Annotated in this window: 27 protein-coding genes and 2 tRNA genes; 18 read left to right on the forward strand and 11 right to left on the reverse strand. The window is 41.3% G+C overall.

The window, feature by feature from the left end:
- Positions 1–70: 70 nt before the first annotated feature.
- The gene (locus OIT90_RS15260) at positions 71–1219 is read left to right on the forward strand and encodes a type II asparaginase (protein WP_058837402.1); all 1149 of its coding nucleotides are present in this window, start codon (positions 71–73) and stop codon (positions 1217–1219) included.
- A 35-nt stretch (positions 1220–1254) separates the two neighbouring features.
- On the opposite strand, the gene OIT90_RS15265 is transcribed toward OIT90_RS15260, so the two are convergent.
- Positions 1255–2148 carry an alpha/beta fold hydrolase gene (locus OIT90_RS15265; RefSeq protein WP_474892703.1) on the reverse strand — a complete coding sequence of 298 codons (894 nt, stop codon included), beginning with the start codon at positions 2146–2148 and terminating at the stop codon, positions 1255–1257.
- Between the two features lie 56 nt (positions 2149–2204).
- On the reverse strand, positions 2205–2657 hold the full coding sequence (locus OIT90_RS15270) for a MarR family winged helix-turn-helix transcriptional regulator (protein WP_039176776.1): 453 nt from the start codon (positions 2655–2657) through the stop codon (positions 2205–2207).
- 309 nt (positions 2658–2966) lie between these two features.
- On the opposite strand from OIT90_RS15270, the gene OIT90_RS15275 reads away from it, so the two are divergent.
- From OIT90_RS15275 to OIT90_RS15285, 3 genes are all read left to right on the forward strand, one after another.
- A complete protein-coding gene (locus OIT90_RS15275; RefSeq protein WP_474892704.1) occupies positions 2967–3572 on the forward strand; it encodes a TetR/AcrR family transcriptional regulator in 606 nt (201 codons plus the stop codon).
- 31 nt (positions 3573–3603) lie between these two features.
- On the forward strand, positions 3604–4806 hold the full coding sequence (locus OIT90_RS15280) for an MFS transporter (RefSeq protein ID WP_039176781.1): 1203 nt from the start codon (positions 3604–3606) through the stop codon (positions 4804–4806).
- Positions 4807–4933: 127 nt separating this feature from the next.
- Positions 4934–5719: a GNAT family N-acetyltransferase gene (locus tag OIT90_RS15285; RefSeq protein WP_059376104.1), complete on the forward strand. Its 786-nt coding sequence runs from the start codon at positions 4934–4936 to the stop codon at positions 5717–5719.
- On the opposite strand, the gene OIT90_RS15290 is transcribed toward OIT90_RS15285, so the two are convergent.
- Positions 5714–6187, reverse strand: coding sequence for a GNAT family N-acetyltransferase (locus tag OIT90_RS15290; protein ID WP_039176786.1), 474 nt, complete (start codon positions 6185–6187; stop codon positions 5714–5716). The genes OIT90_RS15285 and OIT90_RS15290 overlap by 6 nt on opposite strands.
- A gap of 53 nt (positions 6188–6240) precedes the next feature.
- Between OIT90_RS15290 and OIT90_RS15295 the strand changes: the two genes are divergently transcribed.
- On the forward strand, positions 6241–6510 hold the full coding sequence (locus OIT90_RS15295) for a YesK-like family protein (RefSeq protein WP_039176789.1): 270 nt from the start codon (positions 6241–6243) through the stop codon (positions 6508–6510).
- Here OIT90_RS15295 and OIT90_RS15300 read toward each other — a convergent pair.
- The 3 genes from OIT90_RS15300 to OIT90_RS15310 all read right to left on the reverse strand — a co-directional run bounded on the left by OIT90_RS15300 (position 6507) and on the right by OIT90_RS15310 (position 8130).
- Positions 6507–7046 (reverse strand): GNAT family N-acetyltransferase, encoded by a 540-nt coding sequence (locus OIT90_RS15300; protein ID WP_327842333.1) that lies wholly within the window; start codon positions 7044–7046, stop codon positions 6507–6509. The two genes, OIT90_RS15295 and OIT90_RS15300, sit on opposite strands and share 4 nt — an antisense overlap.
- Positions 7043–7438, reverse strand: coding sequence for a VOC family protein (locus tag OIT90_RS15305; RefSeq protein ID WP_126681968.1), 396 nt, complete (start codon positions 7436–7438; stop codon positions 7043–7045). The genes OIT90_RS15300 and OIT90_RS15305 overlap by 4 nt, the downstream gene beginning before the upstream one ends.
- 68 nt (positions 7439–7506) lie before the next feature.
- Positions 7507–8130, reverse strand: a complete 624-nt coding sequence (locus OIT90_RS15310; protein ID WP_126681969.1) for a GNAT family N-acetyltransferase — start codon at positions 8128–8130, stop codon at positions 7507–7509.
- Between the two features lie 148 nt (positions 8131–8278).
- Here OIT90_RS15310 and OIT90_RS15315 point away from each other — a divergent pair, with 148 nt between their 5' ends.
- The 6 genes from OIT90_RS15315 to OIT90_RS15340 all read left to right on the forward strand — a co-directional run bounded on the left by OIT90_RS15315 (position 8279) and on the right by OIT90_RS15340 (position 12360).
- Complete coding sequence (locus tag OIT90_RS15315) at positions 8279–8830, forward strand: TetR/AcrR family transcriptional regulator (RefSeq protein WP_048240359.1); 552 nt, start codon at positions 8279–8281, stop codon at positions 8828–8830.
- Positions 8831–8915: 85 nt separating this feature from the next.
- A complete protein-coding gene (locus tag OIT90_RS15320; protein WP_058837410.1) occupies positions 8916–9458 on the forward strand; it encodes a dihydrofolate reductase family protein in 543 nt (180 codons plus the stop codon).
- Positions 9459–9566: 108 nt separating this feature from the next.
- Positions 9567–10040: a MarR family winged helix-turn-helix transcriptional regulator gene (locus OIT90_RS15325; protein ID WP_474892705.1), complete on the forward strand. Its 474-nt coding sequence runs from the start codon at positions 9567–9569 to the stop codon at positions 10038–10040.
- Positions 10024–10647 (forward strand): nitroreductase family protein, encoded by a 624-nt coding sequence (locus OIT90_RS15330; protein WP_126681971.1) that lies wholly within the window; start codon positions 10024–10026, stop codon positions 10645–10647. Before OIT90_RS15325 ends, OIT90_RS15330 begins: the two co-directional genes overlap by 17 nt.
- Positions 10648–10664: 17 nt before the next feature.
- Complete coding sequence (locus tag OIT90_RS15335) at positions 10665–11717, forward strand: LLM class flavin-dependent oxidoreductase (protein WP_111289884.1); 1053 nt, start codon at positions 10665–10667, stop codon at positions 11715–11717.
- A gap of 349 nt (positions 11718–12066) precedes the next feature.
- Positions 12067–12360 carry a hypothetical protein gene (locus OIT90_RS15340; protein ID WP_474892706.1) on the forward strand — a complete coding sequence of 98 codons (294 nt, stop codon included), beginning with the start codon at positions 12067–12069 and terminating at the stop codon, positions 12358–12360.
- A gap of 33 nt (positions 12361–12393) precedes the next feature.
- Here the strand turns inward: OIT90_RS15340 and OIT90_RS15345 are convergent, their stop codons facing one another.
- Entirely contained in the window at positions 12394–12957 is a 564-nt protein-coding gene (locus OIT90_RS15345; protein WP_039176816.1) for a helix-turn-helix domain-containing protein, read from the reverse strand.
- Positions 12958–13067: 110 nt separating this feature from the next.
- On the opposite strand from OIT90_RS15345, the gene OIT90_RS15350 reads away from it, so the two are divergent.
- A complete protein-coding gene (locus tag OIT90_RS15350; RefSeq protein WP_474892707.1) occupies positions 13068–13655 on the forward strand; it encodes a LysE family transporter in 588 nt (195 codons plus the stop codon).
- 4 nt (positions 13656–13659) lie between these two features.
- On the opposite strand, the gene OIT90_RS15355 is transcribed toward OIT90_RS15350, so the two are convergent.
- A complete protein-coding gene (locus OIT90_RS15355; protein ID WP_474892708.1) occupies positions 13660–14211 on the reverse strand; it encodes an N-acetyltransferase family protein in 552 nt (183 codons plus the stop codon).
- A gap of 124 nt (positions 14212–14335) precedes the next feature.
- Between OIT90_RS15355 and OIT90_RS15360 the strand changes: the two genes are divergently transcribed.
- Together OIT90_RS15360 and OIT90_RS15365 are read left to right on the forward strand one after the other, a co-directional pair.
- On the forward strand, positions 14336–14521 hold the full coding sequence (locus OIT90_RS15360; RefSeq protein WP_111289892.1) for a CsbD family protein: 186 nt from the start codon (positions 14336–14338) through the stop codon (positions 14519–14521).
- 148 nt (positions 14522–14669) lie between these two features.
- Positions 14670–15332, forward strand: a complete 663-nt coding sequence (locus OIT90_RS15365) for an O-methyltransferase (RefSeq protein WP_461199213.1) — start codon at positions 14670–14672, stop codon at positions 15330–15332.
- A gap of 36 nt (positions 15333–15368) precedes the next feature.
- On the opposite strand, the gene OIT90_RS15370 is transcribed toward OIT90_RS15365, so the two are convergent.
- Together OIT90_RS15370 and OIT90_RS15375 are read right to left on the reverse strand one after the other, a co-directional pair.
- On the reverse strand, positions 15369–15695 hold the full coding sequence (locus OIT90_RS15370) for an AzlD domain-containing protein (protein ID WP_039176830.1): 327 nt from the start codon (positions 15693–15695) through the stop codon (positions 15369–15371).
- Positions 15692–16417, reverse strand: a complete 726-nt coding sequence (locus tag OIT90_RS15375; RefSeq protein WP_474892709.1) for an AzlC family ABC transporter permease — start codon at positions 16415–16417, stop codon at positions 15692–15694. Before OIT90_RS15375 ends, OIT90_RS15370 begins: the two co-directional genes overlap by 4 nt.
- 296 nt (positions 16418–16713) lie before the next feature.
- Here OIT90_RS15375 and OIT90_RS15380 point away from each other — a divergent pair, with 296 nt between their 5' ends.
- Entirely contained in the window at positions 16714–17589 is an 876-nt protein-coding gene (locus OIT90_RS15380) for a DMT family transporter (RefSeq protein WP_474892710.1), read from the forward strand.
- 78 nt (positions 17590–17667) lie between these two features.
- Entirely contained in the window at positions 17668–18687 is a 1020-nt protein-coding gene (locus OIT90_RS15385; RefSeq protein WP_474892711.1) for a S66 family peptidase, read from the forward strand.
- Positions 18688–18722: 35 nt separating this feature from the next.
- On the opposite strand, the gene gltP is transcribed toward OIT90_RS15385, so the two are convergent.
- On the reverse strand, positions 18723–19973 hold the full coding sequence (gene gltP, locus OIT90_RS15390) for a glutamate-aspartate/proton symporter GltP (RefSeq protein ID WP_024425437.1): 1251 nt from the start codon (positions 19971–19973) through the stop codon (positions 18723–18725).
- A gap of 370 nt (positions 19974–20343) precedes the next feature.
- On the opposite strand from gltP, the gene OIT90_RS15395 reads away from it, so the two are divergent.
- Together OIT90_RS15395 and OIT90_RS15400 are read left to right on the forward strand one after the other, a co-directional pair.
- Positions 20344–20420: transfer RNA gene (locus OIT90_RS15395), tRNA-Arg, on the forward strand.
- Positions 20421–20431: 11 nt separating this feature from the next.
- Positions 20432–20505 (forward strand) — tRNA-Gly (locus tag OIT90_RS15400).
- Positions 20506–20621: the final 116 nt, after the last annotated feature.

Raw genomic sequence — 20621 nt, forward strand, 5'->3', positions numbered from 1 at the left:
GGTATAAAGTAAAGTCTATAGAAAGAGATTTAGCCATGAAATCCATCAAATGAGGAAAAGAGATGATCCAATGAACATGACAAAATGGTTAGGTGCTGTCCTTCTTTCTGTTTTATTACTAGTGACAGCAGCTTGTGCGAACACAGGCACTCAAGAGAATAGTCAAAGCGAAAAAGAAAACGTATCCAGTGAAACAAAAGAGAAAAACAATGCGGTTGAAACAGGGAATAAGTCCTTATCAAATATTAAGGTATTAGCCACAGGCGGGACGATTGCTGGCAGTTCAGACAGTGATACAGATACGACGGGCTATAAATCTGGTGCACTTGGCATCGATAAAGTCATTGCTTCAGTTCCACAGCTGAAGGATATTGCAAATGTCACTGGTGAGCAGGTTGCGAATGTTGGAAGTGAAAATGTTGATGACGCTCTTCTTTTAAAATTAGCCAAACGAGTCAATGAGCTATTAAAAGATGATCAAGTGGATGGCATTGTCATCACGCATGGAACAGATACACTTGAAGAAACAGCTTACTTTTTAAATCTGGTGGTCAAAAGTGATAAGCCTGTTGTGGTTGTTGGCTCAATGAGACCAGCATCGGCTATCAGTGCAGATGGCCCGCTTAACTTGTATCAGGCGGTGAAAATTGCATCCACCAAAGAAGCGAAGGGCAAAGGGGTCATGGTCACATTAAATGATCGAATTGCATCAGCTCGTTTTGTTACGAAAACAAACACAACCACAACTGATGCCTTCAAGTCACTTGAGCAAGGATACATCGGAGTAGTTACTGGTGAAGTGGTGTCCTTTTATAACGAACCGACAAGAAAACATACAACTGAAAGCGATTTTGATGTATCGAAGATAAAAGAATTGCCACAAGTTGATATTTTATACGGCTATCAAAATGATCAAAAATATATGTATGATGCTGCAGTAAAAGCAGGAGCAAAAGGGATTGTTGTAGCCGCAGCAGGAAATGGAACGATGTCAACAGAAGCCATCAAAGGAGCAACAGATGCAGTGAAAAAAGATGTGGTTCTCGTGCGATCAAGCCGTACGGGTAATGGAATTGTCACCCATGAAAAAACGGATGATGAACATCACTTTGTGTCGTCTGATTCATTAAACCCGCAAAAAGCACGTATTCTGCTCATGCTGGCACTGACGAAGACAAAGGATCCAGATAAAGTGCAGAGGTATTATGAACAATATTAATGAAGAAAAAGACCCGAGTCATATTGGGTCTTTTTTTATGCATGTTTCTGATGTTCAGCACGCTCCTTTAAAGAGCGTAAAATATTTCGCCAAATATCGTCTACATCAGTAAGAAAGTGCCCTGCTTGATCTATATAATGGGTTTTGACGTTTGGAATCGCCCGAGCTATTTTTTCTATTTCTACAAATGGAGCCATCGTATCTTCTTTTCCATGCCAGACATCAACAGGGATTTGAATATCTTTCATATCGAAGGCCCATGGTTTCGAAAGTAAAACGGGTTCATGAATACATTCATCCACCGATTGACGAGTCGCTTCGTGTAAATGTGTCATCATCATTTCTAACTGCTCATCGGTTTGAAGGAATTGCCGATCCCATGGATGTAAATGCTTGTTCCCGTTTTTGGCCAGCTTCTTAAATTTCTCTGGTTTGTTCTCAATCATTTTTTTCTGGGAACGATAGCTTGCTTTCAATAGCCAAGGAAACTTCTTACTAAGGAAAAAGGCTAATTTATTTTCTTTCAGCATGCTTTTCGGCGGTTTTCCGCCCTGAAAAGGGGTTGTACTTGAGATCAGAGCGGCTGAAAGGACGCGATCCGGCAATTGATAGGCACAACCAGCTGCGAATGCACCGCCTCCAGATACACCCATCACTGAAAAATGTTGAATGCCAAGATCATCTGCCACTTCCTGCACGTCTATTGCCCAGTCTAAAATTGTGCGGTCAGGTAGTGGGGTGGATAAACCAAATCCAGGTCGATCTAAACAGATGAGACGAATGCCGAGCTTTTGAGAGATTGGATCATCATCTAAAAACATCACTCTTGATCCAGGTGTTCCATGAAAAAAGAATATTGGAAACCCCGAAAGATCACCGTATTGAATCAAACCGATGTGCCGGCCATCTTGTAAATGAATCCTTGTCATATTTTCAGCCCCTTAATAGTTTAGTCAACTTAAATGTCGGGGAGAGAAACACCGTATTAAGGCGCTTCTTTCGCAATCTGATAGATTTTTTCGTATAGAGATAGTAATGTTTTTAAATCTTCTTTTGGAAGCTTTGCATAATATTTTTGAATTAGATGCAATTGAATGTCTTCTGTATTCTTGTGATAGTCATGGCCCTTTTGAGCACAATCAACAATGATTTCTCTTCGGTTATGCGGATTAATTTCTCGTGTGACATAGCCGAGCTGCTCAAGCCTTGATACAAGCTGGCTAGCTGCGCTGGCAGAAATCGAAAAGTAATCAGCTAATTCATTGATTGTTCTCGTTTTCGTACGCAGCAACTCAAGCGTCAGCTCTTGTTTGGCTGATAAATCTGCATACTCATGTTTTAAAAATCGCTGATACTCTTCTACATAAATTGAGCCTAGAGCATTCGAGTATTCAATGATTTTTTTACTGTAATGAATAATTTCCTCATCCAATGACATCACCTCTATTCTATTATAGGCAATCTTTATATTTAAGTGAAGTTAAATATAAAGGGAAATTAAATGAATGATGAACATGTAGTAGGCCAAGGCAGCCATGAAAAGGTCGCAGAAGAAAAATGCGTATAAGTCCTTTTTAGTGATAACGCAGATGACTGTTTTGTTTGTTTTTACATGAATTACGCCTTATGAATCGATGCCATTTTCATTGTATTATGAGGAAAATCCATTTATAATAAAAAAATAAACCAACTGGTCGGTTTTATTTTTTCACATTAAGAAATGTAGGGTAGAAAGGGATTGTGACACATGACACGTACACAAAGCGGGGCTGGAAAGAGCGAGAAAACGAAGCAAAAAATCGTCACCGCTTCTCGTGACTTATTTGCGAAAAAAGGTTATTCAGAAACATCCGTGCGCGATATTTTAGAGGCTGCTGAGGTGAGTAAAGGTAATCTCTATCATCATTTCAAAGGAAAAGAGTTTTTGTTTCTTCATATTATGGAAGAGGATCATCGTGTGATGATGGAAGCGTGGCATGAGGAAAAGAAAACACTGAACCGAGCTATTGAAAAGCTTGCCGGATTTGCAGAGCTGCTCAGTCAAATAGGGATTAACTACCCATTAATGAGAGCCAGTGAGGAATTTTGTGCCAGCGCCTTTACATCAGACGAAGTCATGGAACGGCTGAACAAGATTGATGTCGATTTTGATGATGTGATGAGAGATATCTTACTTGAGGGAAATGAAGATGGCAGCTGGTCGATCCAGCATGTGGAGTCAAAAGTGAAAATATTACTTTCCGTTTTTTATGGATTAGACGTGTTATATAAAAATGACACCATTGAGCAGAAGAAAGAGTTACAAAAAGAGGCGATCTCATTGTTTATTCACGGAATCAACCATCATGAGTAACAAGTGAGTCAGTAAAGGGGAAACAAACATCATGCAAAAACCGATTCGTGAGCAAAAAGCTGTACTCGTTATTTTATTGAGTAATATTTTTATTGCGTTTTTAGGCATTGGTCTCATTATTCCTGTCATGCCGCTATTCATGAATGTGATGCATCTAACAGGAAGTACGATGGGATACCTTGTGGCGGCGTTTGCCGTTGCTCAGCTCATCGCATCACCGATTGCAGGTAGATGGGTAGACCGCTACGGAAGAAAGATAATGATTGTGTCTGGGCTGTTCCTCTTCGCGTTATCGGAACTCGTTTTTGGTCTTGGAACACACGTGTATGTTCTGTATGTTGCAAGGCTTCTAGGCGGAATTAGTGCGGCATTTATCATGCCGGCTGTCACTGCGTATGTCGCAGATATTACGACCGTTCAAGAAAGATCAAAGGCGATGGGCTATGTTTCTGCGGCCATTAGTACTGGTTTTATCATTGGCCCGGGAATTGGCGGGTTTATTGCAGAATACGGCGTACGCCTGCCATTCTTCTTTGCAGCAGGGATTGCGTTTATTGCCGTCATTTCGTCTATGTTTATGCTGAAGGAGCCTTTAACAAAAGAAGAGCGAGAGAAGCAAATGATTGAAGTGAAAGAATCGACTTTCTTTAAAGATTTGAAAAAATCGATTCATCCTAGCTACCTCATTGCCTTTATCATTGTATTTGTCCTCGCATTTGGACTATCTGCATATGAAACAGTCTTTAGCTTGTTCACAAATCATAAGTTTGGATTTGGTCCAAAAGATATAGCCGTGATTATTACCGTCAGCTCAATTGTGGCAGTCATCATCCAAGTACTTGTGTTTGGTAAACTGGTAAATACCCTAGGAGAAAAAAGAGTCATTCAGCTATGTCTGATTATCGGGGCTGTCCTTGCTTTCGTTTCAACCGTTGTGTCAGGCTTTTTGGTTGTATTGATTGTCACATGTGTCATTTTCCTTGCGTTTGATTTATTGCGTCCAGCATTAACCACCTTCTTATCCAAAATCGCTGGCAATCAGCAAGGATTTGTCGCAGGAATGAACTCTACCTACACAAGCCTAGGTACGATTTTCGGGCCGGCACTTGGCGGCATCTTATTCGACCAAAATATTCACTTCCCATTTCTATTCGCAGGTGTTGTCTTATTTCTTGGATTAGGCTTAACCCTGATTTGGAAGGGAAAAGTGACAGAAGAGGCAACGGCAGAATAATGAGAGACCTTTTAAATAAGGTCTCTTTTTTTAAATTGCGCCATTGATGCAGAAGATTGCTTTTGCTGAAAAGAGTCCTGTATGTCAGCAGCTTTTTCTTTATAATGGAAGGAAAGGAGGAAAAATCGTGCATCTCTTGGAACGGAAAAAGATACCATCAATGAAAAAAGGAATTAAGCAGATCGATCCGGCATATCCAGTGTTTGTAGATGCAGTCATGGATGGCGTCATACAAGGGCATCTTTATGTAGATGATGAAGCGCATCCGCTTGTATATTTTCTCGAAGCTTCATGCGGCATTTATTATGTGGCAGGAAGGAGTGAAGCGGAGCTGTTACGCTGTTCAGCCTTCATTGTGGATGTGTACGAAAGGCAGAAAAGACAAAATGCCCGATTCACCATATTTTCAGCAAACCCATTAACAGATGCATTGATGAAAAAATGTCTTGGGTTATATCTGAATGAAATGGAAAGACATGCGTACGTTTATTCACAGGCACATTCTCATGTCTCTGCGCCTTATCCAGGCTATAGAGTAGAGCGGACAAATGAGCAGGTGATGACTGCAAGCAGGGCTTTTCCTCCCAGCTATTACGAAGTCTATTGGGGTGAAACAGCTCGCTTTCTTTTAAAGGGAATCGGGATTGCCATTTTAGATGGAGAGAACGTGGTGAGTGAATGTGTCTCTATTTTTTCAAGTAAGGATCGTGCAGAGATAGATATTTGGACAGATGAGACTTATCGAGGAAAAGGTTTGGCGCTGCTGGCAGCTCAGCATATGCTCAGCATCTGTCTTGAAAAAAAGAGGACACCGCATTGGGATTGCGATGTCCATCACCAAGCTTCAATCAAACTAGCAGAGAAGTTAGGCTTCCGGAGGATCAAAACCTATCGATTGTTTTATGGTTCATGATGAGAAGGTCTTGAGATACCAAGCATCCATTGCAGAATGCTCGGAGCCTTCAAGCGGTTCTGAAAGAAGAGAAAAGCCGTATCGCTGATAAAGGCCTATAGCCGCTGTTAATTCTCGGCGGGTTTCTAAATAACACGCTTCGTAGTATGTAGAGGCATATTCCAGCGCCGTATCCATCAGTTTTTTGCCCGCACCTTTTCCTTGTGCTTTTGGACTTAAATAAAGCTTTTGTAATTCACATACTCCATTTGTGAATGGAGCAATCCCTACACCACCCACAATCTCACCATGCTCTTCAGCAATCCAATAGGCTGCATGAGTCAATGATTGATAATATTCGAAAAGCTGGTCAAGCTGGGGGTCAGTGTAGGCTGTTCCTTCAATTGCTAGATTCGCTGATTCTAGTGACTGGCGGATAATTGCTGCGATATACGGATTGTCTTTTTGCTCGATGGGTCTAATGTTCATTTGAAGTACCTCCGTTGTCATGGGATCAAAAAGAGAAAGGGAGTTGATATCATATGTTCTGGCTGCAAACAGCTATTTTTACAATCGTTATTTTGTGTCTCTCATGGTGGGCAGGGAAAAGAAGCCGGCAGCGTCATGCGGGGTTCATTGTCCCTATATGCTTGATTTTATTTGGTTTGGTTTTATTGATTGTCAGTCTCTTTATTGGTAGATGGGAAGGCATGGCGCTCAGTCTATCAAGCGTCTCTATCGTTCTCTCTTCCATTATTTGTTTAATTATCGTCACTGGGATTCAATTTTTTAAAAAAGATGACCCTTCTTAAGCAGGAGCATCTGTATTCATCATGTTTTTATATTCTTTACGAAGGATGCCCATGATGATGACATCTGAGTATGTACCGTTGAAATAGAGCGCTTGGCGTCTTTTTCCTTCATATTGAAATCCGGCTTTCTCATAGCTTCGAAAGGCCCTTGGATTGTGGGAAAAGACTTCAAGCTCAAGACGGTTGAGTTCTAATGTGTCAAAGGCAAATGCTTGAACCATCCGAACAGCTTCAGTGCCATAGCCTTTTTGAAAATGCTCCGGCCCGTGAAGCGCAATGCGGAAGCTTGCCGTATGATTGATTGGATCAATGTCCACAATCGCCGCATCCCCAATCATCTCTTTCGTATCCAGCAGACAAATGGCGAAATCTCGTCTGCTGTCATCTTGCAAAAAACGGGTATAGGCGGATCGAATTTCTTCTAGTGTGAACGTTTTTCGTGTACCAGTCATATGAAGTGTTTCTGCATGCTGACACCCTCTTTGAATACCAGGATAATCTTGCTCTTCAATCGGTCTCAAAAATATACGAGTCATGACGGATCACCCTCCTCTATATATCGAGAGATTTCAATTAAATTCAGATCAGGATCACGGATGTAAACAGATTCAATTGGACCTAATGTACCGGTGCGTATGACCGGCCCCTCTTCAATGGGGATCACTTGCTTCCGGAGGTGCAGCAGCAAACTGTCCATGTCTAAATCGGTGATAAAGCACAAATCATGAGATCCAGGAAGAGGATGAGCCGCTTTTGGCTCAAATTCATGACCAGCTTCATGAAGGTTGATCTTCTGTAAACCAAAACGAAGCGCTTTACGGTCTTCACCAAAAGTTTCTTCCTTCATTCCTAATACGTTTGTATAAAAGCGAATGGTGTCCTCCATATGTTGTACAGTCAACACGATATGATCAAGTCGTCGTATCATCAGTCTCTCCTCCAAGTATGATCATTGATTGAACTGACTCTATTATATCATCACCTGATGAGGATACCTTATTTAATCACGGTTTTATAGCTCCAGCTTTCCAAGGATATTTCCTTTCCGCGCAATACCCTTTCATCAAACTCCATCCAGCCATTTTTCCGGTAGAAATGACGATTGGCCTCGTTGTGTGTAATCAGTGTGAACAGCCCGCCGCCTTGCCGGGCGATAAAGGGAAAAAGGCATTGCTTTAACATGCGGCTTCCGAGTTTTTTTCCTTGCTGGTTTTTTGCCACGACAAGTGCTTCTAAATACCAGTAAGGCTGCTTTAAGGAAGAACACGCTTTTTTCGCCTCCTTTAAAACACGGAACACATGCTGAATGGCCGAAATACCGCCAGTGAAGAGCAGCTTTAACCCACCTGACAATACATAATTCATGACGCCTGGTTCAGGAAGATGCGGATGCTTTAAAAGGGCAGCAGACACAACCTTCTCGTTCTCAACCCCGACAAAACAGATTTGATGCTGAAAATACACCTTTGTATTGACCAAATGCAGCTGACGAGCGAAAGCAGAGCGCTTTGAGACCTTTTCACATAATAAGTCAAAAAATGAATAGTCCTGAAACGAATCATCTAACAACTCTGCAACTTGAGGCAGTTCATCCTCTCTGGCAAGTCTGAAATGAAGCATATGATGGCCTCCTTTTTTGAACAGATATATATTATTGAACATGTGTTGATTATAATAAGAAGTAAAGAGATCGAACATCGGCAATGGATGATAACCTGTTCATAATTAGACAGTTAACGCCTGATTGTTCAAAAACGGAGGGGATTTCATGAAGGACAGACGAACAATCAAAACAAAAAGAGCCATTCGGGAAAGCTTCCTTGAGCTGTTAAAGGAAAAGGAAGTCCAGCAGATTACGGTATCAGAGCTATCAAGGAAAGCGGATTTAGGCAGGGGAACCTTTTATTTGCACTATCAAGATGTGTTTGATTTATATGAACAGCTTGAGAAAGAACTATTCGATCAGCTCGGGGGATTATATGATGAAACCTTTCCAAGTCAGGATCCTCTTGATATGCTTTCCTTTTTAAACAAAACGACTGAATACTTGAAAGAGAATCAATATATGTTGACGTTATTTGTAAAACCAAATGGCCCAACGACCAATCAATTCAAAGCCTTTTTCAAAGAAAAAATCATGAAAGAGTGGCAGCTTGATCAGCGTCCTATTACAGAGAATGAACAAATAGAGGCCTCTTTTGTCGTGTCTGGTGTCGTGGGGGTGCTAGAGGAATGGATTCATGAAGAAATGACCATTGATGCCGGCAAGCTCGCGCATAAATTATACGAGCTTCTCGTCAAGGTGGAACAGGAATCGTAAAAAGGGAGAAAGTTATGTAGCCTTTGTCTTTCCTTTTTGATAAAATAGAATATATGTTCTTATTTGAAGTAAGGGAGTGGTGGGATTGAGTGAGAAAAGGAAACTGCTTTTTTATGGGGCGATGAGTATCGATGGATATTTAGCGAGAGAGGATCACCGGCTCGATTGGCTAATAGGGACAGAGGGCGAAGATGAAACGAGCTACGACACCTTTTATGCGTCAGTCGATACACTGATCATGGGGCGCAATACATATGAACAAGTTCTTCAGCTGTCACCAGATGAGTTTCCTTATGAGGGAAAGACATGTTATATCATGTCACGTACGTTACAAGACAGTCTGGAAGGAACCCATATCATTCGCGAAGATGTCTTATCATTTGTGAAAAAATTAAAGAATGAAACAGGCCGGAATATTTGGATTGTCGGCGGCGGGGGACTGCTTCAATCTTTCATAAAAGAAAGATTGGTGGATGAGCTTTTTCTTCAAATCGTACCTGTCATCATTGGAAGAGGAATTCCTCTCTTTTCGCCAGCGGATCTGGAATCCAAGTTTTCATTACAGGAAGTACATCAATATAAACAAATTGCTGAAATGCATTTCACCTTAAAAGAAGAGGACCACTGAACCAAGGTGGTCTTTTTTTCATGAAACAAACTCATTGACAAGAAAATATCCTAGTGTTAGGATAAATTTATCCTAGTTTTAGGATTTCTTGAAAAAGGAGTAGTTGCCATGGTGCAGCATGATCATGAATTAGATTTAAGGCTATTCCGCATATGGATGAAAGCCTATCAAGCCCTTTTTACAAATATCCAAAAAGACATTGAACGTTATGATATCGGATTTGAAAACTTTCAGATCCTTGAATTGCTCTACAGTAAAGGACCTCAGCCTGTTCAAAAAATCAGCGACATCTTGTCAATCCCAAGTGGCAGCATGACATATGTCTTGAACAAACTAGAAAAACAAGAACTGGTGAAAAGGCAATGTGCGCCTTCAGATAAGCGGGTATTCCATGTACAGCTTACGGAAAAAGGGAAGCAATTGTTTGACGACATTTTCCCTAAACACACAGAGGTCATTTCGCAAAATCTATCCTTTATTGAAAAAGAAGAAAAAGAGCAGCTCATTGAATTACTAAAAAAAATCGGTTTAGGTGCAAAACAACTTCGCGAAAAGGGGAAACAAGATGACACTCAGCTTTGATACATTGGTACGTGAAAGACGATCCGCATCAAATTTTTTGCCAAATATCTCAATTTCGAGAGAAGAGCTTAACAGCATATTTGAAGAGGTCAAGCTCGCACCATCTGCTTTTAACTTACAGCACACTCAATATGTTGTTGTCCAAACAGAAGAGCTGAAAGAACAAGTAAGAGAAGCGGCATTTGGACAATATAAAGTGCACTCTGCTTCAGCAGCGGTCATCGTACTTGGAGATCCAAACGCTTATGAGCACGCAGGGGATATATATGAAGGCCTGAAAATGCTAGGCATTTTAAATACGCAGCAATATGAAGAAATGGTCAGAGAGACCATGAGCTTTTATGAGCAGAGAGGGGCAGATTTCCAGAAGGAAGAGGCGATCCGCAATGCTTCCTTATCTGCCATGCTGTTCATGCTTGCCGCTAAAAATAAAGGCTGGGATACTTGCCCGATGATCGGTTTTGATCCCGAAGCAATGAAAAAGGTATTAAACATTCAATCAGATTTGGTTCCTGTGTTAATGATTACACTTGGAAAAGAAAAAGTAGAGAGCAGACAAGCGAGAGGTTATAGAAAGCCAGTTTCTGAATTTGTGACATATTTATAAGATAGGGGGTTCCAATCATGGAACTAGGAATTAGTACATTTGTCGAAACAACACCTGATTTTCAAACAGGAAAAACAGTCAGTCATGCACAGCGTATTCGAGAAGTAGTAGAAGAAATTATTTTAGCAGATCAAGTCGGTCTCGATGTATTTGGCGTAGGTGAGCATCACCGTGAGGATTTCGCCGCATCGAATCCAGCTGTCGTCTTAGCGGCTGCAGCAACACAAACAAAAAATATTCGTCTGACAAGTGCAGTGACAGTCCTTTCATCAGCAGATCCTGTACGTGTATTTCAGGATTTTGCAACGCTAGATGGACTATCAAACGGACGTGCAGAAATTATGGCAGGCCGTGGTTCATTTATTGAATCATTCCCGCTCTTTGGCTATGACCTTGATGACTATGAAGAATTATTTGAAGAAAAGCTTGATTTGCTGTTGAAGTTGCAGCAGTCAGAGCGTGTTACATGGAGCGGCAAGCATCGCCCAGCCATTCAGGATGTTGGGGTATACCCAAGACCTGTTCAAGATCCGCTTCCGATCTGGATCGGCAGTGGAGGAAACCGTGAATCCGTCGTACGTGCTGGATTATTAGGATTACCGCTTGTACTTGCCATCATTGGCGGAAGTCCAAGACAGTTCGCACCGCTCGTTCAGCTGTACAAGCAAGCGGCAGTGCACGCTGGGCATGACCCTGAAAAATTAACTGTAGCATCACATTCTCATGGATTTGTTGCGGCAGAAACAGAGCTGGCAGCAGATCAATTTTTCCCATCCACACAGCATGTGATGAACACATTAGCGAGAGAGCGAGGCTGGGGACCTTATACTCGTTCTACGTTTGACGCAGCGAGAACTTTAGAAGGTGCGCTGTATGTAGGAGATCCAGATACCGTGGCAGAGAAAGTCATTCATCTTAGAAAAAATGTAGGCATCACACGTTTTATGCTTCATGTACCGGTTGGTTCAATGCCGCATGATCAAGTGCTAAAAGCCATTGAGCTATTTGGAAAAGAAGTGGCTCCTAAAGTAAGAGAAGAGGTTGCCCGCTGGGAAGCAGAGCAAAAATAAATAAAAAGGCCGATCAAGTGAATAGGCTTGATCGGCCTTTTCTTATGCTTAAGGATCAGTGATACATGGTTTTACTGTAGGGCATTTGGCAGCAGAAGCAATTGGTGTGATCGCCAAGGTGAAGAGGAAAACAAGTTGAAAACAGATGAGCCATTTTTTCATGAAATCACCTCCGTTCACAATTGTTTCACTAGGTTGAGATGAGGATAAAAGCATAGAAGTATGTAACACACTCTATCCAGTATAAGACAATGATATCATAATTTTCAAAAAATGAAAAAATAAACTTACAAAAGTTCTAAATTATGGTATAGTTTATACGTTCAACAAAAAAGGGAGGGATTTTTTTATGAAAAAGGTCATATCTTCTGTTTTGGTTGGAGCAATTGTCTTAACGGGTGCTGGGGTCACAACTGCTCCAGTGGAAGCAAAGGAGCAAACAAACAGTGAAATAACGGCTCAGGCCAGTCGAACTGTTTCAGTAACAAGAACATATACGACATCAAACATCCCAGATAGTATTGTATATGCAGAGGATGGCTGGGTCGGTATTTTAGAACAAACCTCTATTAAAGAATTAGGATTAGGAAAATATAGTGTCACATTTACTGGCACAGTGGTACGCGATCCGGGATTTAATTAAATAAAACACAAAGCTGACAGGTGGACAAGCCTGTCAGCTTTTTTCTTGAGGATAATAAAGAATCATTTGCATCCGTACCATTTGTTCTCCGGATTGTTTATACGTGTGCGTCCGGTCCGCTTTAAAACGAATAGAGTCTCCGGCTTTTAAGGTGTATTGTTCATCACCAATGGATAAATCAAGGACTCCCTCAAAAACAGTGATCAATTCCTCTGTTCCTCCAATGTGTTCACTCGCACGCAGCGACCCGCCTCGATCAATTTCTACTCGGTACATTTCAAATTTCCCCCGGTCATCGAAAGGAAAAGTCGTGTACACACGATAACGGCCGTCGTCCTCAGTTAAAACCTGCGCATCCTCCTTGCGTACCACCTTGATTTCAGGCTGTGGTGCGTAAATGAGCTCACTAAAAGATACTTTTAATCCGTTGGCGATTTTCCACAAAGTCGTGATGGTAGGGGTTGATTCTCCTCTTTCAATTTGTCCAATCATCGTCTTGCTGACACCAGTTAATTCTGCCATCTTTTCGAGGCTTAATTTTTTTTGATCTCTAAGAAGCCTCACATTTTTAGAAATAATCGATTGTACGTCTTCCATGAAAAAAGCTCCTTTCTCTATTTACTTTATAAAGACCGAACGTTACAATAAAACGTAATATACGCAATAAAGTAATTAAAGTCTAAATAACGTATAAGGGAGGCGGCATCTTGATTGTATCTATGTTGATCTATGCTTTTGTTAGCAGCTTTACCCCAGGGCCAAACAACATCATGGCCATGGTCTTTACGAATAAATATGGGGTCAAGCAAACATTTCGATTTTGTTTAGGTGTGGGTATCGGATTTCTCGTTATTTTGTGTTTGAGCTGCTTCTTTAATATCATTCTTTATCAAGTGATGCCGAAAATAGGCTGGGTCATGGCGTTCATCGGAGCCGCATACATGATTTATTTAGCGGTCAAAATCATGAAAAGTAAAGGCGATGATGACGAAACACTTGATCGCTACAATCATTTTATCCCTGGTATGCTACTGCAATTTATCAACCCAAAAGCGATCTTGTATGGATTGACTGTGATTTCAACATTTGTTTTGCCATATGGACAATCTAATATACAGTATGTCATATGGACGCTGATTCTCGCACTTATTGGCTTTCTCGGTACATTCAGCTGGAGCTTATTTGGCTCTTTGTATAAGCGCTTTTTGACTGCTTATGAAAGACCGTTCCAGTATGTGATGGGGATGCTTCTGATATACAGTGCGATTTCGATGATATGGGGCTATGTGATGTAAGCGGTCAGGAACTTGGCCGCTGCCTGCCCATCACAACAGTATCATAATATAATCCGTCACTCAGCCGTTTATCGTTTTTTAATACACCTTCAATCAAAAAGCCATGGTTCTCATATAACCGGATGGCTTTTTTGTTCGTTTCAAGCACATGAAGAGACATCTTCTGAATGTCCTGCTGATCTGCCCAGTCAATTGAAGCGGCTAAAAGCTCTTTCCCAATGTAATAGCCCCAAGCATCTTTCTGGATGGCGACGCCAAATGTCACTTTGTGAGCAGAGCGCTTGAGTGAATGGCCCTCGCATCTTGAAAAACCGACAATCTTTCCTTCAATAGCAGCGACCAAAAATAAATGCCGGCTTTGCTTGGTATCCTCTTGAATCAAAGCCTCAAATGCTTTTTCATCAAGAAAGGCTTCGCCTGGTTCACGGTCTAAATATTCTGTTTCACCATCGATTTTCAGTCTGAGAGCTGATAACTGTTTGGCATCGGCCATTGAAGCGGATCGAATATGATAGGTCAGCCCACGAACTGTGAATATCTTTTCAGAGATGATCATTGATGAACACCCACCCTTCTTTCCAGTATGTCTATCATACCTGAAACGTGTACATCGCACACTCAGATGTTTTGTATCTTTCAAAAAGGCTAAATGAATAGTATCAAACCTGGAGGTGGAACAAATGAGTGAAGAAAAAGGACATATGGATAAAGCGAAAGGAAAAACAAATCAAGTCAAAGGTCAAGTCAAGGAAAAGCTTGGGGAAGCAACGGATCATCAAAACCTGAAAGCAGAAGGGAAAAAGGATCAAGCAAAAGGAAAGCTTCAAGATAAAAAAGGCGATGTCAAAAATAAGCTGAACCAGTAGATTTGAAACCAGTGCGTTGCTTCATGTATTCATCATCGCATGTCTTTCATCAAAAAAATGAATAGATGTGTGAAAAGAATTGATTATACGCTCTCACGATCATCATGTAGACTTGAGATAGAAGACATGATCAAGGGAGATGGATGAAATGGAGCACGTGTGGGAGAAAGTTGACGAGTATATTAAAGACAAGTTGATTCCTAAAGATGACGTATTGGAGCAAGCCCTTACTCATAATAAGCAAGCAGGTCTGCCAGCAATTGATGTGTCACCAGCCCAAGGGAAAATGCTTTATTTATTAGCAAAAACGAAGAATGCAAAGCGCATTTTAGAAATCGGGACACTTGGTGGATACAGTACTATTTGGCTTGCGCGTGCTCTTGAAGAGGATGGAGAACTCATCACATTAGAGGCTGACAGCCATCATGTACAGATCGCACAGCAAAACATCAGCAGAGCGGGCTTATCGGAACGAGTGAGCATTTTGCAAGGAAAGGCATTAGATACGTTATCTCAGTTAAAAGAGAGGGCTGAGCTTCCATTCGATTTGATTTTCATTGACGCAGATAAACCAAACAATCCGAAATATTTAAAGTGGGCGTTAGATTTCTCAAAAAAGGGAACAGTCATTATTGCGGACAATGTCGTCAGAAATGGAGCAGTCGTTCATGACTCTAGTGGGGATGAACGAGTGCAAGGAACTCGTGAATTTTTTGATTTACTCAAACAAGAACCGAGAATAGAGGCAACAGCAATTCAAACTGTTGGTGAAAAAGGTTATGATGGATTTGTATACGGAATCGTCAAATGAAACAAAGCTTAACCACATGTGGTTAAGCTTTTTCTTTTAGAAAAACCATCTAGCAGTGCCCATCAGCATAACGCCGACAAGAACAGTAAGTGATAAGCTTTTTGTCCAAACAGCGATGAGTACAGTGGGAGTCAAGACAGCAAGATACATCCAATGGATAGTGACGCCTGTGCCTGTTGTTGTATGGATGAAGAGATGCTCTGCAATCAAAGCTGTAAAGATACAAATAGGAATAAACGATAACCATTTCAGCACCACTTCAGGCAGCTGAATACTTCGTACAAATATAAAGGGTACGACTCTTGGAATGATGGTGACGATCATACAACCAACAATGAGCCATAACATAAAGCTGCTAATCATTTATCTGTCACCACCCCAATGGTTGCGACAATCATGGTGGCTAACAGAACAGCCACGTGTGAAGGAACGAAATGAAGCAGAACAAACATGGCAATGAACATATACAAAACAAGTGACAGGCGATGAGTTAACTTATTTTTGGGAACTGTCTGTAACGAAAGGACTAGCAGTGCAGCAAACATCGCTGATAAAGCGAAATCAAGACCAAGTGCTTCAGGATTTGAAATCCAGTGTCCAAAAATGCCGCCAAGTATGCAGGCTGCAATCCAGCATAAATAAGCCGTTATGTTCAGTCCGTGCATCCACCGGTTATTCAGCTTTCCATGCTGAGCTAATTTATTCATGGCTACGCCAAAGGATTCATCAGTCAGCAAGAGACCGAATCCGATATTTTGTTTTAAAGAGTAGCGTGTAAAATGAGGAGCCAGCGTCAGGCTGAGTAATAAATGACGCAGATTCACAATAAATGTAGTGAGAATAATAGCGGAAAGGGGACTTCCCGTGACAAGCAGTGCACAGATAATAAACTGTGAAGCACCAGCATAAATAAAGATTGCTAGAAGTGCAATGTCCCATAAGCTCAACTGTGCACTAATTCCAACAATTCCAAAGGCAAACCCGATACTCATATAACCAAGCAGGGTTGGCACACAATCTTTTATTCCCTCGAGAAATGGTTCGTGTTCCGTGCTGGGAATATGTTTCCTTGCTTCAATATCCAACGACCTCTACTCCTTCTCTGCATGACGATCTATAGTTTTAATTACTATATGAAAACGAATTCAGCATGTCAAGACCCGTTTATCTTCTATTATATGAAGAAAAATGGTGAAAAAAAGGATTGAAGTCAACCAGAATTTGTTATAAAGTAGTCTGAAAATAAAAACAAATGAGGTGACGACAATGCAATGGAAGCCTTTATTTGAACATGATGTACCAAACACCCTCCGTCCATAACGGAGAGTGATCTCCGTTTGTGGATATGGCGATCAATATATCCAGTAACGGAGGGGAAAAGATGAATGAAAAATATATAGGCGCCCTTTACCTAGCAATCGCTGCAAGTATTTGGGGCGGCATGTACGTTGTTGTCAAAGTAACTGTAGCGGTGGTTCCGCCGCTTGAACTTGTATGGATGAGATATGCTGTAGCAGGAATTGTGCTTGTGTGCACCATATGGCGCTTGGGCTATTCCTTTCGATTAGATAAAAAAGATATCCCGCTTGTTGTAATGATCGGATTGATCGGAAATTTCCTATCAATTGTGACCCAAGAAATCGGCACCATGTATACATCTGCACAAATGGGGGCTGTGATTACATCTGCGACCCCTGCTTTTATGGTGCTTTTTGCGTTCTTTCTATTAAAAGAAGCCATGACTGTTAGAAAATGCGCATCCATCCTGCTTGCTACAGCAGGTGTATGGCTCATGATTGGACCAGTCGCAGTTCAAACAGATGAATTTATAGGCGGTCTCTCACTCGTCATCGCTGCTTTTACATGGGCGCTTATGTCTGTGTTGCTTAAACGGGTTCCAGGAAAGTACCCTCAAGTCGTGACGACCACATATGCGATCATCATTGCATTCATTGTCTTAACACCACCTGTTTTATTTCGTTTACCTCACCTAGATGTGGAGCAGATGGCAAGACCGGAGATTTGGGGCGGTATTCTCTATCTAGGCATCATCTCAACAGCTCTTGCATTCTTTTTGTGGAATAGAGGGCTTCAATTGATGGATGCCTCGAGCGGCGGTTTGTTCTTCTTCTTTCAACCGATCGTAGGGGCATCTCTTGGCTGGCTGCTTTTAGGTGAAGAGATGGGGATACGCTCATTCATTGGGATTCTATGTATCTTTGCAGGAGTCTATACTGTACTGCGCCAAAAAGAATAAAAAGAAATGTCCCTTATAAAAGGGGCATTTTCTCTAAAATGGATAGGGTAAGAGAGATAGAGATTGGAGGGAAGCAGAGTGATACAATTTCCGCATTTGCAAAAAGGACAAACAATTGGCGTCACTGCACCTTCCTCAGGTGTACAGCCAACTTTACATGATATGTTTAAGCTTTCATGTGAACGAATGATAAATAGAGGCTATGATGTCATATGTGGAGAGACGGTCTGGCAGCAGACAAAGGCAAAATCTGCCCCTGCGATAGAACGAGCAAACGAACTTCAGTACATGATGACATGTGATGAGATTGATCACATCATCCCGCCATGGGGAGGACAGTTGCTTATGGAAGTGTTAGAGCACCTCGATTTCTCATCGATGCAGAAAAAGTGGATTCTTGGTTACTCAGATACGAGTGTACTTTTGCTGGCGTTGACATTGAAAACAGGCATTGCCACAGCGCATGGACCGAACCTAGTAGATCTTCAAGGAGAAGAACTTGACCAAACGACTGTCATGTGGGAAGAAGTGCTTTCAACAAAAGGGGAAATGGACATAAGCCAATTTTCTTCAACTATGTATCAAAAGGAATGGCAGCGTGACGATCCGATTAAACATGTTTTTCATTTAACAGAACCTACCGCATGGCATACGGTTGATCAACAAGAAAAAATAGTAAAGGGAAGACTGCTGGGTGGTTGCATTGATGTCATACGTCATTTAGCAGGGACACCTTATGGGGACGTCAAAACTTTTCAGAAAACATTCATAAAAGATGAACCAATTCTTTGGTATTTCGAAAACTGCGAATTAAATGCTGCAAGTGTGAAGAGATCGCTTGTTCAATTAAAACTAGCAGGGTGGTTTGATCACTGTTCAGGTATGTTGTTTGGGCGAAGTGCAGTAGATGTGCCTGTTGAAGGATATCAGTATCAGGATGTATATGAAGAATTACAAAAGGAACTACAAATCCCCATTTTTTACGATATAGATTGTGGACATGTCCCGCCGCAAATGACGCTGATTAATGGGGCATATGCAGAAGTGCAGCTGCATCCTCAAGGAAAAGCCGTACTAAAGCAAACGTTTTTAGCATAAAAAAGGAAAGGGCGACCCCTTTCCTTCATATAACATTACATCCCTTTTGTTTCTTCACCTGCTTTTGGAACTTCCCAAGCTGACTCACGGAATACTTTTTCCCATTTAGATACGACAATACAAGCAACGGCATGCCCTGGAACATTCACGCCTGTTCGTGCCATATCCATAATTCGGTCAACACCGGCTATAATGGCAACGCCTTCTGCTGGAAGACCGACTGCATGAGCGGTTGCCAAAAGAACAACGAGTGAACCGGATGGCACAGCTGCAATCCCTTTACTCGTTAACACAAGAACAAGCATCATTAAAAGCTGCTGTGACAGACTCATGTCGACACCAAACGCTTGTGCAAGGAATACGCAGGCAACTGATAAATATAAACTTGATCCATCACAATTGAGTGAAAGACCTGATGGAATCACGAAGGAAACGATTCTTTTTGGACACCCGTATTTCTCCATTCGTTCCATCAATTGAGGAAGGACAGTTTCAGTACTCGTAGTAGAGAAGGCAACAAGGAACAAATCCCAAATCATTTTTAATACTTCGAAGTAGTTAAAACGGAAGATCAGTGCGACCAGAGGGAATAAAGCAAAGAGAATAATGAATAATCCTAAAAAAACAGTCCCGACAAGCTTCATCATTGGGATTAATAAAACAATGCCATATTGGCCGACAGAAGCAGCCATTAATGCAAGAACCCCAATAGGTGCTGTTACCATCACCATCTGTGTGAGCTTAAACATGATTTGTGCCACTGATTCAAAGAAGGTGAGAACAGGAGCAGATGCTTTACCGATACCGCTTGCCGCTACACCAAATAATATGGCGAAGAAAATAACAGCAAGTAAATCATTCTGAGCCATAACATCGACGATATTGGTTGGAATGATATCTAATACCATTTGTTTAAAGTCAACGACCTTCTCAGTATAACCATCTAATTCCCCAATATCTTTCTTAGCTAATTTAGAGAAATCGAGACCAACGCCAGGCTTTAGACCATTTGCCAATAATAGCCCGATCCCAAGAACGATGGTTGTGATGACCTCAAACCAAATGATCGTCTTTAATCCAAGGCTGCCCATTTTCTTCATGCCGCCGCTGCCGGCTGCACCAATAACAATGGTAGAGAAAACGATTGGAACAACGATCATTTTAATCAGCCTGATGAATCCATCTCCAATTGGCCGCAGAGCCATTCCGAAGTCAGGGAAGAAATGGCCGATAAGAGCTCCTATCACCAAAGCGATCATGATCTGAAAAGCGATAAACTTTTTCATCATCTCCTACCTCCTTTAAATGCTTGGAAAAATATTAAGAATTTTCCAATAAATAAAAATTCTATGTGGCCATGTTTTGTCCTCCTTTGTATTTAGAAAGATTTTATTTAAGAATCATTGGAATTATGAAGAAAGAGAAGAAAATAGGGCTATTACATGTCTATTGATCTAAGAAAAAATCAATTTTTAAAAAACATGAAACTTTTTTAGAAAAATGTATTGACCCTTTTATGTGATCCATGGTATATTTTTATTCGTCGCTGATGACGTATTTGAAACACAGATGTTCACACGGATGCGGCAAACAAATTTCAAAAAGATGTTGACTTAATAAAAACGATATGTTAAGATAATTAAGTCGCCTGATTAAGCGCCCGTAGCTCAATTGGATAGAGCGTTTGACTACGGATCAAAAGGTTAGGGGTTCGACTCCTCTCGGGCGCGCCAATACAAACCACGCGGGTGTAGTTTAGTGGTAAAACCTCAGCCTTCCAAGCTGATGTCGTGAGTTCGATTCTCATCACCCGCTCCATTTTGAACATGATCTTTGAAAACTAAACAAGACAAAACGTACCTGTTAATTCGAGTTTTTATAAAAAAATCCTATGATACTTCATAGGTAGTCAGTCAAACGCTGACGAGGCAGGG

It is taken from the genome of Bacillus sp. ABR (genome assembly GCF_056172715.1).